The sequence below is a fragment of the Phaeodactylibacter xiamenensis genome (assembly GCF_000759025.1).
GTDB classification, from domain to species: Bacteria; Bacteroidota; Bacteroidia; order Chitinophagales; family Saprospiraceae; genus Phaeodactylibacter; species Phaeodactylibacter xiamenensis.
This window is the reverse complement of the sequence record NZ_JPOS01000090.1, coordinates 180250-199050: the sequence shown is the minus strand read 5'-3', so window position 1 is coordinate 199050 and position 18801 is coordinate 180250. Positions and strand designations below refer to the sequence as shown.

At 52.0% G+C, this 18801-nt stretch carries 14 protein-coding genes; 10 read left to right on the top strand and 4 right to left on the bottom strand.

The genetic code is table 11. From position 1 onward, the window contains the following. The first annotated feature begins 3 nt into the window (after positions 1-3). On the top strand, positions 4-1971 hold the full coding sequence (locus tag IX84_RS26860; protein WP_044228500.1) for a T9SS C-terminal target domain-containing protein: 1968 nt from the start codon (positions 4-6) through the stop codon (positions 1969-1971). A 70-nt stretch (positions 1972-2041) separates the two neighbouring features. On the opposite strand, the gene pruA is transcribed toward IX84_RS26860, so the two are convergent. Continuing rightward, positions 2042-3673, bottom strand: a complete 1632-nt coding sequence (gene pruA / locus IX84_RS26855; RefSeq protein ID WP_044228498.1) for an L-glutamate gamma-semialdehyde dehydrogenase — start codon at positions 3671-3673, stop codon at positions 2042-2044. Positions 3674-3742: 69 nt separating this feature from the next. Beyond that, positions 3743-4498, bottom strand: a complete 756-nt coding sequence (locus IX84_RS26850) for a hypothetical protein (RefSeq protein WP_044228495.1) — start codon at positions 4496-4498, stop codon at positions 3743-3745. Positions 4499-4585: 87 nt separating this feature from the next. On the opposite strand from IX84_RS26850, the gene IX84_RS26845 reads away from it, so the two are divergent. The 3 genes from IX84_RS26845 to IX84_RS33135 all read left to right on the top strand — a co-directional run bounded on the left by IX84_RS26845 (position 4586) and on the right by IX84_RS33135 (position 8989). Beyond that, positions 4586-6586: an AMP-binding protein gene (locus IX84_RS26845; protein ID WP_044228493.1), complete on the top strand. Its 2001-nt coding sequence runs from the start codon at positions 4586-4588 to the stop codon at positions 6584-6586. Positions 6587-6595: 9 nt separating this feature from the next. Continuing rightward, the gene (locus IX84_RS26840) at positions 6596-8047 is read left to right on the top strand and encodes an MBOAT family O-acyltransferase (protein WP_044228489.1); all 1452 of its coding nucleotides are present in this window, start codon (positions 6596-6598) and stop codon (positions 8045-8047) included. 357 nt (positions 8048-8404) lie between these two features. Beyond that, positions 8405-8989 (top strand): hypothetical protein, encoded by a 585-nt coding sequence (locus IX84_RS33135; protein ID WP_152605263.1) that lies wholly within the window; start codon positions 8405-8407, stop codon positions 8987-8989. 53 nt (positions 8990-9042) lie between these two features. Here the strand turns inward: IX84_RS33135 and IX84_RS26830 are convergent, their stop codons facing one another. Continuing rightward, positions 9043-10461, bottom strand: coding sequence for a DUF5009 domain-containing protein (locus tag IX84_RS26830; protein ID WP_152605262.1), 1419 nt, complete (start codon positions 10459-10461; stop codon positions 9043-9045). A gap of 40 nt (positions 10462-10501) precedes the next feature. Beyond that, positions 10502-12028, bottom strand: a complete 1527-nt coding sequence (locus tag IX84_RS26825; RefSeq protein ID WP_044228478.1) for an FG-GAP repeat domain-containing protein — start codon at positions 12026-12028, stop codon at positions 10502-10504. 222 nt (positions 12029-12250) lie between these two features. Here IX84_RS26825 and IX84_RS26820 point away from each other — a divergent pair, with 222 nt between their 5' ends. The 6 genes from IX84_RS26820 (at position 12251) to IX84_RS26795 (ending at position 18652) form a co-directional block, all read left to right on the top strand. After that, complete coding sequence (locus IX84_RS26820; protein WP_238578347.1) at positions 12251-13561, top strand: cytochrome-c peroxidase; 1311 nt, start codon at positions 12251-12253, stop codon at positions 13559-13561. 148 nt (positions 13562-13709) lie between these two features. Then, entirely contained in the window at positions 13710-14189 is a 480-nt protein-coding gene (locus tag IX84_RS34225; RefSeq protein ID WP_238578346.1) for a nucleotidyltransferase family protein, read from the top strand. After that, on the top strand, positions 14179-14532 hold the full coding sequence (locus IX84_RS26810) for a HepT-like ribonuclease domain-containing protein (protein ID WP_044228471.1): 354 nt from the start codon (positions 14179-14181) through the stop codon (positions 14530-14532). The genes IX84_RS34225 and IX84_RS26810 overlap by 11 nt, the downstream gene beginning before the upstream one ends. A 179-nt stretch (positions 14533-14711) precedes the next feature. Then, complete coding sequence (locus IX84_RS26805; RefSeq protein ID WP_044228468.1) at positions 14712-15779, top strand: DNA polymerase beta superfamily protein; 1068 nt, start codon at positions 14712-14714, stop codon at positions 15777-15779. Between the two features lie 131 nt (positions 15780-15910). After that, a complete protein-coding gene (locus IX84_RS26800; RefSeq protein WP_044228465.1) occupies positions 15911-16120 on the top strand; it encodes a hypothetical protein in 210 nt (69 codons plus the stop codon). 393 nt (positions 16121-16513) lie between these two features. After that, positions 16514-18652, top strand: coding sequence for a BspA family leucine-rich repeat surface protein (locus IX84_RS26795; protein WP_044228462.1), 2139 nt, complete (start codon positions 16514-16516; stop codon positions 18650-18652). Positions 18653-18801: the final 149 nt, after the last annotated feature.

The window sequence follows — 18801 nt, the reverse complement described above, 5'->3', positions numbered from 1 at the left end:
TTCATGAAAGCCCCGTTATTAATTTCCCTCCTGTTTTTTTGTGGTTTACCTGGCTTCGGGCAGACCGATATTCAGGTGCTGGGCACTGAGCGCCCTGAAACGGGTCAGCGAATAGTCTGGCACAACAACGCCTTCTATCTCCTGCTTCAGGTGCAAGCCGAGATTGGTGGGGAGAATGCCGTGCTTCTTAAGCTGGATTCGAGTGGCAATATGCTTTGGGCCAGAGCTGTAGGTACGCCCGGGCGTGATCTTGTCAACGATCTGGCGCCCCATCAGGATGGTGTCCTGGTCCTGGGCCGGATGGTGGAGCCTGGTAATCCCAATGTGATTGATGATGTTTTTTTGCATTATTTTGAATCCGATGGCACCATTGGCTGGAGCCGCTACTTTGGCCGTACCACCGGCGGGGACGATGAACATGCGGATGCTGTTTTTACAACTGAATCCGGCAATATCGTTGTGGTGATGCATGAGGCCGTAGGACAGGACCGCCCGGCATACGTCACGCTGCTGCAGGACAACGGTAGTCCCATCTGGGGGACACAGCTTCGTCATGAAAGTCTGGACTGGATTTTTCCGGCACACGGATTGGAGCACGACGGCCGGTTTTGGATTGCGGGGGCTGCTTCTCTTGCGGATGGCACCGAGGAAGCCTTTTGGGTTACGCTGAATACGGCTGGTCAGCCCTTGTCCTGGTATTCTATGACGGTAACGGACAATCAGCCCTGCAGCTTCCGCCAGATTATCCCGCTGGAAGAGGGGTGCCTTTTGGTGGGCACTGTAGGTGTGGATACCCCTGATTTATTACTGGTATGGGCGGATGAGAATGGCAATCAGGTCCTAACCCGGCGTTTCCACGATCCCGAGGGGGCAAATTTACTGGCGGCCTCCGGAGGGTATCAACGGGCAGATGGGCGGGTAGTAGTTGCCGCCAATCGCTTCGAAGCATCGGGTGGGGTAGAGGGTACGGGCCTTTGGTTGCTGATTGAAGAAGGTGGAACGCTTGCCGAATGCCGAAGAATTGGGCAGGGTAAGGAAGTCATTCTGCAACTGATTCCCGGGCCCGCAGGTACCATCGCTGCAACGGGTAGTACCTTCTCAGTCGGTAGCACTGCCGGTGATGCCGCCTTTTTGCAATGGCCGGAAAACTGGTGGGAAGCCCCTGAAAATTGCTTGTCCTTATCCGGTCAGCTGGAGCCAGCGGCTATAGCCTGGAACAGCCGCTCCGGTGGGGCATTCACGCAGCCCTGGCTGGCAGAAGCCAATCATCAGATGGTGGATGTGCCGTATTTTCCGGATGAAAAATCACCCCTTTGCTGCCCGGATAAGGATACACTCTATGCTTCCATCTGTGCAGGGGAGGCATTTGAAGGCTTCACTACAGCGGGCATGCACCGTTACCAAATTGATAGTGCGGGAGACTGCGGGCTGGACCGGCTTCTGGTATTGGAGGTAAAGGATACAGCGGAGGTTCTGGGGCTGGAAGTGGAACCCTCGGATTGTGATCAGCCGAATGGGGAAATTTGTGTAGCGGCGGTAGGCGATAGCCTTCAATTTAGTTTATCGGGCGGTCCCTTTCAGGCTGAGCCAAAGTTTGAAGCGCTTTCGCCCGGGGTTTATACCTTGGTTGCAGAGCTGCCCAATGGGTGTACGGCCAGGGTGGATTCGGTCGTTGTGGCCGCAGATTGCCCGGTTTATCTGCCCACCGCTTTCTCCCCCAATGGTGACGGGCGCAATGATGTACTTCAGCTATATACCCCCTTGTCCGGAAATGCTGAGGTCCTGATCTTTCAGGTGTTTGACCGCTACGGTGGGCTGGTTTACGAAGCTGCGGGCCCGTTGTCAGCAGTGCAGTGGGATGGGCGGGTGAACGGGCAGCTGGTCAATCCCGGCGTTTATACCTGCGTGGGGCTTGTGCAATTGCCCCTAAAGAAAGTAGAGATCACTCAGGCAGTCACGGTGACGCGTTAAAAAAAGACCCGGAGCAACCATTGGCTGCCCCGGGTTTGTTATTGTTAGTTTGTCATCATTACGCTTGGGGCTAGCCCATGTAAGGATAGCGGTAATCCGAAGGCGGATTAAAGTTCTCCTTGATAGAGCGGGCAGAGACCCAACGGTAGAGGTTGATAATGGAGCCGGCTTTGTCATTCGTACCCGAACCTCTGGCACCGCCGAAAGGCTGCTGTCCGACCACCGCACCGGTAGGCTTATCGTTGATGTAGAAATTACCTGCCGAATGGCGCAGGCGCTCAATCGCCTTGTGTGCCGCGTAACGGTCGTTGGAAAATACTGCACCGGTAAGGGCGTAAGGAGAGGTGCTGTCCACGAGATCCAGCGTTGCCTCAAAGTCCTCATCTTCGTAAACATAGATGGTCAGTACCGGGCCAAAGATTTCTTCCTCCATAGTGGTGAAGTGCGGATTGCCGGTTACGATCACCGTGGGCTCTATGAAGTAACCTTCCGACTTGTCGTAGCCACCTCCCACGATGATTTCGGCTTCATCGCTCTTTTTGGCGATTTCGATGTAGTTGGCAATTTTGTCAAAAGCCCGTTCATCGATCACGGCACCCATGAAGTTGCTGAAGTCCTCCACGGTACCCATTTTCACCGTTTTGATGTCCCTGATCAGGGCTTCCTTTAGCGCAGGCCATTTGCTCTTTGGCAGGTAGGCACGGGAAGCAGCGGAGCATTTTTGCCCCTGATACTCATAGGCACCGCGTACTAAAGCGGTCACCACCTGCTGCACATCAGAGGAAGGATGCATAACCAGGAAGTCCTTGCCGCCTGTTTCCCCAACGATGCGTGGGTAACTGCGGTATTTGGGCAGGTTTTTGCCGATGGTTTGCCAAAGGCTTTGAAAGACTTTGGTGCTTCCGGTGAAGTGCAGCCCGGCGAAGTCCTTATGTTCAAAAATAATATCACCGGCGACAGGGCCGTCTACCAGCACCAGGTTGATGACGCCATCCGGCAGCCCGGCGGCTTCCAGTACTTCCATCAGCAGGCCTGCGGAATAAATCTGAGTTTCTGCAGGCTTCCAGACGACGGTGTTGCCAAGGAGGGCAGGCGCACCGGGCAGGTTGCCGGCAATGGCGGTGAAGTTAAAGGGCGTAATGGCAAAGACAAAGCCTTCCAGCGGCCGGTATTCCACGCGGTTCCAGATTGCGGACTCGGGCTCGCTCAGCGGCTGGTCTTCGTACATTTCGGTCATGTACTGCACGTTGAAGCGGAAGAAGTCGGCGATCTCCGCTACCGCTTCGATTTCAGACTGATGGGGTGTCTTGGACTGCCCCAGCATCGTGGCCGCGTTCATTTTGTAGCGGTAAGGGCCGGAGATCAGATCCGCAGCGCGCAGGAAAATGGCAGCGCGTTCCTGCCAGGGCATAGCCTCCCAGGCTGGCTTAGCTTCCAATGCAGCATCAATGGCCATATTAACATGCTCCGGGCCGCCCTTGTAGTAGTGGCCCAGGGTATGCTTTAGCTCATGCGGAGGGTGCATGGCAATTTTGGTGTCAGTTGTAATTTTTTTCCCGCCGATGGTCATGGGGACATCCCGCTGTTCTGCCTTCATGGCTTTGAGCGTCTCCTTGAGGGCTTCCCGTTCCGGAGTGCCGGGTGCGTAGCTCAGAGAAGGTTCGTTGACCGCAGGTGGCGGTGTGAAATATGCATTAGCCATATCACTGGTTTTATCGGTTATGTAATTTTGGCGCGAAGTTAGGGGTTTCCCTTTGCTATTAAAAATGGATCAGTAGGCCGTTTGGTTGAGGTAGGTCCGGATAAACAAAATGGTATCGTATTCGCCTACGTAAACTTTGGTGTCGCTATCGACGGCTTGCTGCAGGCTGACTTTGTATTCCTTGTAAATAGACCGTACGGCGGCAAAGTTGATTTGGGCACGGTCTTCACCGATGTAGAGGGTGTTTTCATCCTGAATGAGGCCCATGTCCCCGAAGATTTCAATGAGCAGGCGGTATACGGATGCTTTTTCTTCTGCCCGCCAGGCCAGGTTGATGAAGCCGCCGTACTGGCTGATATAGTTACGCAGCTTGGTGATTTTGGTATAAAACTGCTGCCCCAACTGTTTGAGTTCAGCCTCCAGTGCTTCGATTTCGGTATTGGCAGCCTTCAGCAGGGAGTCCCGCTCCTGCAACTGGGCGGCGAGCAGGGCCTGATCGCCCGTTGCGGCATCCAGGACGGACAGGCGTTTGAGTTGTTCCACCAAAAAATCTGAAGCGTCGGCAGCCTGCCCCGCCTGTGCGGTAAGGCCTGACCGGGTGATGACCTCCTCCAGGCAGGGGCCATCTGCTACCGGGCCTGTAAGAAAATCGGTATTCTGAAAGAGTAAGACCACCGCCGCTACGACCTCCAGGATAAGTGCGGTGAAGAGCGCATTCAGGTAGTTTTCCTTGATGGTTTTTATGACACCTGTAATCCCCAGCAGGGTGATGATCGCAGTGAGGGAGAAGATGATGATGAAAATCCAGAACAGTGCTTCTTTCATAAAGGGGCAGTAGTTTTCATCGAAACTACGGAAAAAAATACGAGTTTTGCCAGATAAACATTAATCAGATACCACATTTTCTCCGATATGGAAAATCTCGTTGACCTGTTACAGCGTCGTGCAAAAGAGGCACCTGAGTTCACGCCTTTCATTTTTTTGAGGGATGGCGTGTCTGATGAGCAGCCACTGAGCCACCGCCTCTTTGATGAACAGGCCCGGTGTGTAGCGGCTCATTTGCAGGCAAGGGGGCTGAAGGGGGAGCGGCTGCTTTTGCTTTTTCCGCAGGGGATAGAGTATCTGATTGCCTTATTTGGCTGTTTCTACGCCGGTGTGATTGCCGTGCCTGCCTACCCGCCCCGTAATAACCGGAACCTACTGCGGCTGCAGGCTATTATGAAGGACTGTGATGCCAGGTTTATTCTGGCAGACCAGAAAGGGGTGGAGTATATGGAAGGCATGCGGGAAGATTTCTCCGCTTACACCTTCCTGCCTATGGAGGAATTGACAGGCACGCCTGCCGAATGGGTGCCGCATCAGGTAGGCCTTGACGATGTGGCCTACCTACAGTATACTTCCGGCTCTACGGGTGACCCTAAGGGGGTCATCATCCGGCATGAGAATGTTATGGCCAATGTTTACGGCTGTATGCAGACTTTCATCCCTAACCTGAAGCGAGTGGTTTCCTGGATTCCTATGTACCATGACATGGGGCTGATTTCCATGCTTACCTACCTTGTGTGTGGCCAGGTGAAGTGCTACTTTATGGCACCCGTTCATTTTATACAACGCCCATTACGCTGGCTCATGGCGGCTACTCGTTATCAGGCTGAGTTTACGCTTAGCCCCAATTTTGCCTTTGACTTGTGTTGCGAGAAAATCACAGACGAGCAGCTCGAAGGGCTGGACCTCAGCAGTATTCGCAGTGTGGTTTCCGGCTCGGAGCGGGTACGGTGGCGGACCATTCAGGCCTTCTGTGAGCGTTTTGGCCCGGTGGGATTTCCCAAAACGGGCTTCCTGCCCTCCTTTGGGTTGGCGGAAGCGACCCTTATCGTAACGACTTCTGCCATCGACCAAAAAGCTAAGGTGCATTACCCGGAAGCCGGGCAGTCTCTGCTGGCCTGGGACGATGAGAGGCTTCAGGGCGCTAACCCCGAGCAGGTGCAGGTCAGCAATGGGAATCCCATTAATGGGGCAGAGGTGGTGATTGTAGATGCCGAGACTAAAGCACGGTGCCCGGAAGGTACGGAGGGCGAAATATGGGCGGGTTACCCTGGTTCTATCGCCTCTGGTTACTGGGAACGGCCGGAGGAAAGCAAAAAGACATTTGAAAATTATACAGCTACCGGCGAAGGCCCCTACCTCCGCACCGGTGACCTGGGCTTCCTAATGGATGGGGAGTTGTTCATTACCGGACGGGAAAAAGACCTGATCATCATCCGGGGTACCAATTACTACCCGGATGATATTGAAGAGGTGGTCGAACATGCCCACCCCGCCTTGCAGGACAACGGCTGTGCGGCTTTTGCCATGGAGCAGGCGGGCAGCGAGCGGCTGGTCCTCGTACAGGAAGTCCGCCGTACAGAGTGGCGCAATGCGAATGAGCAAGAGGTAGTGGATGCCATACGGCAGGCCGTGAGCGAGGTTTTTGAAATTCAGCCCTACGCGATCGCGCTGATCCGGCCTATGAGCCTGCCAAAAACCTCAAGCGGCAAGGTGCAACGCTATGCGGCCCGGGAGGATTACCAAAAGGGCGCTCTGAGGATGATGCATGAATGGACGCAGCCTGAAGCAATCGCTTCCGGTGCAGGTCCTGTTCCGGAGCCGGGAACGGCTGAATTTGGCGTACCAGCTATCGTGCAATGGCTGCAGCAGCAAATTGCTGAAAAAGTAAAAATGCCGGCAGCTCAGATCAAAGCCACCGACCCGGTCAAAGCCTACCCGCTGGAATCCGTGGATGCGGTCTTTATCTCCGATGAGCTGTCAGACTGGCTGAAGCTCCGGCTTACTCCGGATACTTTTTGGGCGTTCGATTCTATACAGGAGCTGGCGGAGCATCTGTTCAGGCAATATCAGGAAAACCACGCCTAAGCAGCAGCCATGTTATTTACATCCCTGGATTACTACCTCTTTTTGCCGATTGTTGCCCTGGTGTTTTTCCTTACGCCGGTGCGTTTCCGCTGGGCGTGGCTGCTGGTGGCCAGTTATTACTTTTACATGGACTGGAACCCCTGGTACATTTGGCTGATTGTGGGGTCCACGCTGATTGACTATACAGCTGCCTTGCAGATAGAGGGGGCTGCCAACCGGCAACGAAAAAAGGCATGGCTATGGCTCAGCATCGTGGCCAATCTGGGGCTGTTGTTCACCTTTAAGTATTTCAATTTTCTGAGCGGGGAGGCGGCTAAAGTGGCCCGCCTGTTTCAGCCGGAGTTCGAAGCCTACCATTTGGATATACTCCTGCCGGTGGGGATTTCCTTTTACACCTTTCAGACGATGGCGTACACCATTGATGTGTACAAGGGCTTTACGAAAGCCGAGCGCCACCTGGGGCGTTATGCGCTGTACGTGAGCTTTTTTCCACAGCTGGTGGCTGGTCCTATTGAGCGCTCCCGGGATTTACTTTCCCAGTTTCATTTTAACTACCAATTCGATTATCAACGAATAGTGGGCGGGCTTCAGCTCATCCTCTGGGGGCTCTTCAAAAAACTGGTCATTGCGGACCGCCTGGCGCTCTTTGTGGACGAGGTTTACGGGCACCCGGCGCAGTACGAAGGGTTTACGGTATGGCTGGCTTCGGTCTTTTTTCTGTTCCAGATTTTCTGTGATTTTTCTGCCTACACGGATATAGCCATTGGCAGCGCGCGGATACTGGGTGTGCGCTTGTCGCAAAACTTTGAAAATCGGGTGTATGTCATTACCTCTTTCAATAAGTTCTGGCGGGGCTGGCACATCACGCTGACCAACTGGTTCCGGGACTACGTATTTTTTCAGCTGACCCCTATGGGGCGGGGTATGGCGTGGATACTCGTCGCCACGGTCATTTCCTTTACGCTGAACGGCATCTGGCACGGAGCAGAGTGGACATTCCTGATCTGGGGCGGGTTGAATGGCTTGTTTGTGGCACTGGAAGCCTTGCTGTCAAAACCCGCCGACCGGTGGTTGAGCCAATTCGGATTGTCTAAGGGGAAACCAATACGCTGGCTGGTTGATTTTGCGTTGTTTTTTAACCTGGCGGTGGTAAGCATTATCTTTTTCCGGGCGGTGAATATTCAGGACGCCTTTATGCTCATTGGGCAGTTGCCGAAGATCAGCCCTATTCAACTGCACGAAAGCATAGCCGATATTGTTGGCGTAAGAGATTTTTTAATCGCAGCAGGTATGTTGATATTTATGGATGTGATGCACCGATTGTTTAGGGGGCAGGATATTGATGCCTATTTCCGCCAGATACCCTGGTGGGCACGTTTAGGCTTTTATGTACTGCTCATCAATTTGATTTTGTATCTGAGAGTACCGGAGCAACAGGCGTTTATCTATTTTGAGTTCTAACGAAATTGAAGTATGAAACAAGCATTGACTGTTGTATCTAAATTGACTTTTTTGTTTTGCTGTACCCTGCTTCCCTTCTTGCTGATTCAACTTCGGGAGGTGCCAGAAAATGATCCTTTTTACCGAAAACTAACTCAGCCTGCCGATCATTTTGTTGCGGGCGACTCAAGAGCATTCCGCGGGGTAGCGCCTACGGTAATAAAATCAGCTTTAGAGCTCGAAGGAACGTTTTTAAATCTAGCATTTACAGGGGTACATTCGCCCTATGGACCGTATTACAACCGTTTTCTGAAACGGAAGCTAGCCCGGGGCAACGCTGAATCATTGTTTATACTTGTTGTTTCGCCCTCATCGTTGATGGATTTCAAATTAGCAAAGGCGCCAAGAGAGTCGGATTTTAGGGTTTATGACCTCTACTTTGTCAATATGGACCCCAATCTGGAGTACTTGCTTCGTAGCGCAAATATGGAGGAGCCATTGCTCAATGTTCTGCTTGACAAGGGCAAAGGCAGGGGTGAAGTCAGTAAAACTAAAGAAGATGGTTGGGGGATTCGCATTGACCCTCCCCGGTTACTGGCACCGGAAGAAATAGGGCCGGCTTTTAAAAAGCGCTCAGAACGAAACGCACTTGTGCCCTCGCCGGAGCGCGAAGCAGCGTTTGAGCTACTGGTCCGTGAACTGCAGGAAAAGGGAGAGGTGGCCATTGTACGCATGCCGTTGCCTGGTCAGGTTTGGGCCTATGAACAGACTTTTGCTCCGTTTTTGGACCCGTTTTTGGAAAGGATTGCGGGGCAGGCTAATGTGCATTACCTGAACTACGCGCCTCTGGGCGACGAGTACACTTACCACGATGGACTCCACCATCTGGATAAGAAAAGTGCTATTCGCTTTTCGGAAAAACTGGCATACGATCTAAAGGCTACAGGCTTAGGCTCTAACTAATAACCGTTGTTGATCAAAAGTATGGTTAGTGGCTGTTTAACACAGATCGCCACTTACGTCTTCCACCGCCACCCCCAACGCGTCAGTGCCACCGTAGCCAACAGCGACAGCCCGGTAATGACGACGCCCCGAAGCAATCCCAGCAGCGCATTGCCATTCATACCCTCCACAAAGCCGGCAAGCCCGGAAATTTTTAAGATTGGCCACACCAGCAGCCAGGGAGCTACGTAGGCAATCATCGGGTTGCGGCCCGTTTGGGGCAGCCACTGCCAGCCCCGTGCCCGGTAGTGGTCGAGCAAGAGGAAGAAGGCCATAAACAGGAAGGTGGACAGCCCGGCAGTCACGTAGTAGTAGCTCATTGTGGCGTGATCCTTCCGAATGCCACCTTCGTAGGGCTCAAAAGCCATACCTATGATTAGGAAAGCACTGCCCCAGGCCAGCAATTGGCGCAGGAAGCGGGCGGTGGTAGAGCCGTCTTTTCGAAGCAGTAGGGCTGTAAGAGTCAAAATGCCTAACTGCAGCAGGAACAACGGAAAACCCCAGCGGCCAAATAGACCAGTAAGAGATAAAATGACCAGGGCGACCATCAGCCATCCGGTAGCAGTCAGAGAGGAAGAACCAGCGCCGGTCTCTCTTTTGGCAGCATAGGCTTGTGCTAAATCACCCACAATGGATCCGGCAAGCACGATATGCAGGTACTGTAAAAAGCTAAAATTGAAGAACCAGGGCAGGGGAGAGCCGTTCCAAAGCACAGCAGTCCAGTTGTCGCCGGCAGATTGGCTGAGGCGGAGAGCGAGCAGTACTGCCAGAAGGGCCAGCCGGGGCAGCACGTTGTTGCGGGTCAACAGCCAGGCCACTGCGCCAAAGAAAGCAACGTTGGACAAAATCAGGATGATAATATCGGTCCGTTCCAGTGATAAGTACCGGCTGTCGTCAGGCTTAGGCTCACCGGGTAGCAACAGCAGGTACGCAATGGCCAGTAAGAGCCCGAGGGTATTAACGTGTTCGTGGTACTTCCACTGCCGTATGCGCGGGTGGGTGCCGTAGATGGCAAACAGCAGCACAAAGCCCCCCAAAGCCAGCAGTTGCTCCACGGTGCCCGGGCTGCTTGTCATGTATTGCGGGATCAGATGCTGGTAGAACAAGGCAAAAAAGAACAACCAGCCCCACCGCTTGAAGGCCTGGAAGACGATACGCCACTCCGCCACGCCTTTCCCCAACCGGCTGCGCAGGGAAAACGGAAAAGCCATCCCCATGGCAAAAAGAAACATCGGAAAAACCAGGTCCACCCAGGTTATGCCTGCTATACCAGGATTGAACTGATGATCAGGAGGCGGTACCTGTGCGTGGTGCATCCATGCGGGCAGCACACCGCCGTGCGCAATATGGCCGGATAGGATCATACCGATAATGGCCAGCCCACGGAGGGCATCAAGGGCGGAAGACCGCATTGGAGTTATTGCTGTGCTCAATTTTTGAACTAAAATAGTAAAAAATGAGGCAGTTGCCCCTCTACTTTAGCTGATTCTCAAGCACCACAAACGGGATGCCCTTCTGCACCCAGCCTTCTATTTCTCCCCGATCCGGTACAACTTCAAAGGCGAGGGCTCCCAAAACCAGGTCCTCGTCCCCATCCGAGTCGATATCGGCACTGTCCATGACGATCCATCTTCCCAGTGTCGACTGCGGGAAGGTGGAAGCCCGCATGGTCCAGCCGCCCAGATTTTCAAAAAAGACAAAACCGGCTTCCGGCTGCCGCTTGAAATCCGGGAAAAAAGAGATCGTTGCCAGGTCAAGGTCTCCATCCTGATCAAAATCCCCGGGGATGGCATCGTAAGCACCGGGCAGTGGCTGAAAAAAGGCCTGCTCAAACCCCAACTCTCCATTATTTTCGAATAGATAGATACCATGGTAAGGCTTCAGCACAGGCGGGTAGTCGGCATTATCGCCAGCCGTGTAGAGAATGTCGGTATGCCCGTCCTTATTATAGTCGAGCAAACGGAAGGTGCTTGAGCCGTAGGAGGCCGGCAGGCGAAGGATTGATTTTTCCCGGAAGGTGGCATTGCCCTGATTTTCATACAGCCAGAACCCCTCATCGCCCTGCCCGAAGAGCGCCAGGATATCCGGCTGTCCATCCCCGTTAAAGTCCTGAATGGCGGTTTTGATGGCGCCGGGCTGCGCGCGCAGGGTGTGTGGGGTAAAGGTGCCATCCGGATGTTGTTCCCACCAGGCCAGCCGTCCGGTCCATTTGGCAAATTCGGCAATCACCACATCCATGCGGCCGTCACCGTTCAGATCAGCATAGGCACTATGCACGGGCCGTTGCAGGCTGTCGATGAGGATTTGGGGAGGCTGCCCACCGCCTTTTGGCAATTGAAGCAGAAAACCTTTGGGCGCATCCGTAGGGGAGAAGGAGCCCATGACCGTCAGGAGCAGATCGGTAGGGTTGTCCTGCAGGCTGACTGCCCCTTCCCGGACTTTCGCCTGTTGCCGGAGATTTAGATTTTGGTCGAAGACCATCAGCCGCTGCTTGTTGGCATCACCCAGGTATAGGCCCCCGGGGAAGGCATCGATTAGGGTGGTGGATGGAGGAGAGAGGAAATAGTCCGGAAAGCGGGCCTGAAAAAGTGAGGTGGTGTCCAATGCCAATGGAGCAGGCAGGTCCCATACGGCTGGTGCATTTTCCAGGTAAAAGCCCTGAATAGCCAGCCAGGTTGCCGAATCAATGAGCGGTTGTTCGGGAAAAACCCGGCGGGCTTTCACCGCCTGCCCTCCCGGTCCGCTTTCAATCATTTGCTGCCGGGTGTCGGCATCCGGATAATGCCCCAGAAAGTAGCCCATGCGGGGCAGGACGTGGGTTTCCCAGGTTGATTTGGGCAGGAGCTCCGGCTCCGGGTATTGATGGCAGGCAGCGCAGTGGATGCGGGCCCATTCCGCTCCGGTGAGATTAGATTGGGATGGCCCGGCAGTGGGCCGGCAGGCGTGAAAAACAGCCAAAGAACCAACTGAAAGCAGTAAGGAAAGCAGGTAGCCGCGCATTTTTCCGCAAAGGTACAGGGCTGGAGGTTAACAGTATGTTATTTCTTGGAATATGCCGAAGTGAAGGTTCCCGATCTCAGCTATTGATAAAAAAATATGAAAAGATGAAACATCGGGCTTGCCTACCCGTATCAAACATATCCCTCCCCCCGGTGAATCTCGAAACACAGCCTCCCACTCAGCACCATGAAAGCACAATCAAGACAAACATTAGCAATATTGGTGTTCGCTGTACTTGCCTTTTTTGTCGGCTGTACCAGCGAGCAATTACCTAATCCACTGGATACCCGTTTGGAGCGGCGGTTGGTGGAACTGTCACCGGACGGTTCATTGGATTACTTCCGTTTGCCCAATAGTGAAACGGAATTAGGTGCCGTTCCGGCAGGAGTGGGCAATCCATTAACCAGAGAAAAAATAGAATTGGGCCGGATGCTCTTTTTTGAGACCGGCCTGGCAGCCGATGCCATGCATGAAGGCGGTAAAGGCACTTACTCCTGTGGTAGTTGTCACGTACCGTCAGCCGGGTTCATGCCTGGTGCAAAGCAAGGCATCGCAGATGGAGGCGTAGGGTTTGGCCAAAACGGGGAAAGTAGAGGCAAACTCATTGACTACGCCGAAGAAGAGCTTGACGTGCAAGGCGCTCGTCCACTCAGTGTGCTCAACACCGCTTTTGTTACCAACTCCACCTGGAGCGGTAAGTTTGGCGCTAATCACGTCAACAGAGGCACGGAGCATGCCTGGGTGGGCGACGCCGAAGTCAACGAGCGGGGCCTGGATGGGCTGGAGGCTCAAATTATCGAAGGGCTTGCCCTGCACCGCATGCGGGTGACGATCGGCTGGCTCGACACCCTGGGCTATCTGCCGATGTACGATGCTGCCTTTGCGGATTTTCCGGAAGGGGACCGCTATTCTCCGCTCACCACGAGCTTTGCCCTTTCCGCTTACCTGCGGTCGCTGACCACTACAGAGGCGCCCTTTCAGCGCTGGGTGCGCGGTGAGGAAAACGCCATGAGCGATCAGGAAAAGGCAGGCGCCATGGTCTTTTTCACCAAAGCGGGCTGTTACCGCTGCCACAAAGGTGCCGCATTGAGCAGTAACGAGTTTCATGCCCTCGGAGTGCGCGACCTGTGGGAATCCGGCGCTTTTGCTACCGGCCCCAACGACATCCGGAATTTCGGGCGTGGCGGGTTTACCGGTTTTGAGGAGGATTTCTACAAGTTTAAGGTGCCTCAGCTCTACAATATGAAAAATTCACCCTTCTATTTCCACGGCAGCAGTCGGCATTCCCTGCGGTCTGTTGTGGAATACTTCAATGAAGGCGTACCCGAAAATGACCGGGTACCAGAAGCACAAATCTCCCCTTACTTCCATCCTCTAAACCTGACTGAACAAGAGATGGCTGATCTTGTGGAATTCCTGGAGCACGGGCTTTACGACCCCAACCTGGACCGGTTTGTGCCGGAAGCTGTCCTGTCGGGCAATTGCTTCCCGAATAACGATCCATTGTCTCAGGAGCAGTTGGGGTGTAATTAAGAATTTTAAATAGGCTTCTACAGCCTCGATATAATTGCAACTATACGCAATACGAAGTGGTCACCGACGATAAATGTCGGGCTTACAGTCCAGACATTCATCGTCTGGGATCTTGGATTTGCAACACCGGGGCAAGCCACTTCTTAGCGTGAATGCTGACCTGCCTGCCGAAGTACCGACACGCAGGCAGGCATTGAGTAGGTTTGCTATGGCAAACCACTTAATCGTCAGTATATCTTGGGAAGGTGGCCTTCGGGCTGCCTTTTTTTTGTGGTGTGCTAAACCCTTGCAATTAGTGAGAATTAGTTGTACTTTTCTGATTCATAAGTTTTGTATGCAGCTTAAACAACAACATATCGATATTATTCAACGATACTTCAGCCAACAACCGGTCAAGCGAGCCTATTTGTTTGGCTCTTATGCCAAGGCAGAAGCTGACGCTAATAGTGATGTTGATATATTGGTAGACTTAGAGTATAAAGAAGGTATAGGTCTTCTGTTCATAGAAATGCAACTGGCACTAGAAGATTTGTTAAAAAAGAAGGTGGACTTGGTTTCTACCAAGGCTTTATCAAAACATATTGCTCCGCTAATTGAAAAAGATAAGCGCTTGATCTATGAAAAGTAGATTGGGGGACAAAGTTCGCCTCTTGCACATCAAAGAGGCAATTATCGAAGTGCTGTCATATGTAGATGGCGTTAATTTCGAAGCATTTGAGGCGAACTCAATGATATACAATGCTTCCATCCGTCAACTAGAAGTAATTGGAGAAGCATCAAACCGGCTTTCCGAAGAATTGAGAAAACAGTATCCCAATATACCTTGGAGGCAGATAGTTGGTTTACGAAATATGCTAATACACGAATATTTTGGAGTAGATATTAATATAGTCTGGGATGTTATAAGAAACGAACTCCCACCTTTGCTTATCACAATTAATGAGATGATAGACCTTCTCGAAGAAGAATAATCTAGTGCGACTAGACCGAAATATTTGACAGTCTTTTCACGCTTGAGCGCTTACTGGTGCTGGGCGTAAACTGTCAAGCATCTACGGCTCAATCCACTAGCGGGTCGTAGATAGCTAAGCAGACAGACAGGGAACTCTGTTTCATATGTTCCATGTTACTTGCTGTAGAAAGAGAAGAAATGACCTATAAAGACCTTCAATCTAACCCTAATCTTTTACTCTACGACTGCATCACCGGCAGCCGCGCCTATGGTACCGACCTGCCCACATCGGATACGGACATTCGCGGTGTTTTCATCCTCCCGCAACCAGAATTTTACAGCCTTAGCTACACCCCTCAGGTAGCGGATGATACGAATGATACGATCTACTACGAGCTCGGCCGTTTCGTGGAACTCCTGGCCAAGAACAACCCCAATATGCTGGAGCTGCTCGCCACCCCACCGGCCTGCATCCGCTACCGTCACCCCATCATGGACCACCTGACACCGGAGCTGTTCCTTTCCAAAAAGTGCAAAGATACCTTTGGCGGCTACGCCTACGCACAGATCAAAAAAGCCCGTGGGCTGAATAAGAAAATCGTCAATCCCATGCCCCGGGAGCGGCAGACGCCTTTGGACTTCTGCTATGTGCTCAGGGGCAACGGCTCCGTCCCCCTGCGGCAGTGGCTGGACGACAATGGGCTGGAGCAGTCCCGCTGCGGCCTCTCTGCCATCCCGCACTTCCGGGAGGTCTACGCCATTCATTATGATGTTACCGGCGATTTGGGTTACGCGGGTATCCTCCGCAAGCCCACCTCCAACGACCTGTCGCTCAGCAGCATTCCCAAGGATGCGGCTATTCTTGGCTACCTCCACTTCAACAAGGACGGCTACGCCACCTACTGCAAGGACTACAAAGCCTACTGGAACTGGGTGGAGGAACGCAACGAAGCCCGCTACCAAACCAACCTCGCCCACGGCGCCGAGTACGATTCCAAAAATATGATGCACACCTTCCGCCTGCTGGAGATGGGCATTGAGATCCTGCGGGAGGGCATCATTCTGGTGCGCCGGCCAAACCGGGCCGAATTGCTGGACATTCGCCGGGGAAAGTACGATTACGATACCCTGCTCGGCATGGCCGAAGATAAAATGGCGGAACTGGAGGATGCTTACGCCCAAAGTACCCTGCCGCCGGCGGTGGATATGGAGCGGGTGAATGGGGTGTTGGTGGGGATGCGGGAGCGGTGGTACGCAGGGGCCTAGCACAGCCCGCCGTGCCGAAACTTCTTTGATTTCCAGTATGTAAAGTGGCCGGCAAATGCCACGAAATCTGACTTAAAAGGGATCAGCTCGTCCTGTTGCTTCCTGCGCCTTTCGAAAAGCATACGTTTTCTTTGGAATCTGCAGAAGGAGCGCTTATCGCTAAGCCAACTGAAGTTAAGGCTTTATCAGGTGGTCAGGTCCGGGTGGAAATGACGATGCTACAACCCGATTATCAGGGAGCGGCTGCTTTTATGCTAAAGTGGCTAAAGGAAGCGAGGTATCTGATTTTTTCGACGAGTACCCGGAAAACAGATCTATTTTTTGTCTACAGTTTGGGTTAAGAGTTTGATAAACAACTCTTTAGTTAAATGTGGTGGAGCCGCCTTTTCTTAGGGTATTCTAATATATTCTCCTAGATTTACGGTCTACTATTTGCACCTATACGCAATACGAAGTGGTCACCTACTGGCGCTGACGGCCAGCACGGGGAACGATAAATGTCGGGTCTTGGATCCAGACATTCATCGTCTGGGATCTTGGATTTGCAACATCGGCCCGTGACGAAGCGTAGCTTGTCAGGACAGGCCGCTGATGAAGTCAAGCTTATCAGGGCAAGCGCAAGCCACTTCTCAGCGTGAATGCTGACATTGAGTAGGTTTGCTGTGGCAAACCACTTAATCGTCAGTATATGTACCGTAGGTGTTATATTTTTAATTTCAAACAAATATGCAAAAATGAAAAAGACCTTTTGTAGTATTAATTCATGGGCACTGATTGCAGCTTGTGTGATGGTTTGCCTTCAGGCCCGGCAAGGCAGCGCTCAATCTACCACTTTCACTAAATTCCCTTTTATCATCAAAATTGACACCCGTGGGACATACCAGTCCATTACGGGTGACCCGAGTCAGGCGGAACTAAATAATATTAACTGGTCAGGAACAGGAACTCTTGGTATCGACTGGGAGCGTGACGGCACAATTGATACGTTATTTGAGCACCCACTAGGGTGGGGCTTATCCCTGGGACATGTTTACAGCACTCCCGGCGTTTATGAGGTTGCTTTTTACGGCGATGGTGAAGTAGAATTTCAAATAAAAGATGCCTCGAAACAGCTTGTCAGTGTCGTAGATTGGGGAGAAGTAACATGGAATAACTGTAGCTGGATGTTTTTGTATGCCAATCACTTAACGTCTGTTGATGAATACCATACTCCTGTATTCTCGACTCCAAACCTGGATTGCTCTAATATGTTTGACGGCTGTTCCTCCTTGCAGGTGAGCTCGCTAAATCACTGGGATATGTCCAACGTTGCAAAGATGAACAGCATGTTTGCCAATTCTTCTTTTAACGGAGCCATAGGCGATTGGGATGTTTCTAACGTAACTCAAATGTATCAGGTATTCCAGGATAACACCTCCTTTAATCAGTATATTGGCAATTGGGACGTATCGAGCGTGGAATTTGCTAACTTTATGTTTCAAGGTGCCACCGCATTCGATCAAAATCTCGGAAGCTGGGATATATCCAATATATCCAGTATGTTTAATATGCTTTCTTCAAGTGGCATGAGTACAGAAAATTATGATGCTACGCTCACCGGTTGGGCGAGTCTGTCTTCGCCACCGCAAGGTATTTCACTTGGTGCCTCGGACCTGACCTACTGTGATTCCGAAGCCAGCCGGCAGGTACTGATTGACCAATATAACTGGACGATTAGTGGGGATTCCAAATTTTGTGGCAATCCTCCTGTTGCGGTTTGTAAGGATTTGGATGCAGATATTTATGATGTCTACCCCTTTTGCTTACCAATTCCACCACCATTCGCACTATCATTTTTTGATTTCGATAACAACCCCAATCCGACTATATTCGGTCTTACTTTTTCTCTTTTGGAAGAAGATAGCTTATTTGATGTTGGCAATCATGAAGTCAATCTTGTTGTTGCCGATGAAAACGGTTTGTCAGATACCTGCCAGGCTAACTTGAATGTCACGGCTGATTCTATACCCTTCCCCAACTCTGCACAGGACATTGGTTCTCAAGGCTCTGGCAGTACCTACAGTTTTGATGGCTGCGGAACAGAATGGTATACGATCACGACCGGCGCCCAAACGACAAATGGAGCTGCATTTGATAATTTAGCTACAATAACCCGTTCAGTTTGCCACGGTGGAAATGGCTTTGTATTCACAAATATTGAACATGCAAGTGGTGGCTATGCAGGAGTAGTCGTTAGAGCTGGTGATACCCCTTCCGCCCCGGTTGTGGGTTTTTTTAAGGGTAATGGACTTGTCCATCAAAGAATAGTAAGAGGAACTGAAGGTGCCCCTGTTAGCGTAACTAACCAGATTGCTTCCAACAGTACCATAGTTGGCTCTGTGGGTATCATAAAAGAAGGGAACTACCTTCGGACTTACACTAGAGGGTACGGGAATATTTGGCAAGGAATTGGTAATCCTATCTATTTCCCATACTCTTGCTATAATGTCGGCATCGCAGCCTATAAGTTTCCGCATACAAGCAATGTTGAAGCCGTATTCCGTAATATTGAAGTTAGCCGTTCTCTCCCCGGTAATTATCTCAGCGAAGGACCGGCGCCAACCCTGGCTATTGCTCAGCAGGATAGCGCCATCAAAGCTAAGCTTGTGCCTAACCCCGCCACCCATCAGGTGCAGCTGCAACTGCCGGAGCCCCTCAGTGCACCGGCGCTCGTTAGTGTGGTCAATCAGCTCGGGCAGCCCCTTGTCGAAAAGCAGGTGGCAGATGGTGCTGCCACGGTGGACCTCCTCCTGGAAGGGCTCCCCGCTGGTATGTACTACGTGCATGTCAATACGGGCAGTCAGCTCGTCAACCTGCCCTTGGTAAAACAATAAAGAACAGCCTGTGGTAATTATGATGCCCCGGCAGCACCTCCTGGTGACAGCCGGGGCATTCCTGTGATTTAGGTGTGTTGATATGCTTTTCTTTAAGAGCACAAGCACAAAAACAGGAAACCCGCCAAACATGCGCATTCCGGTGAAAC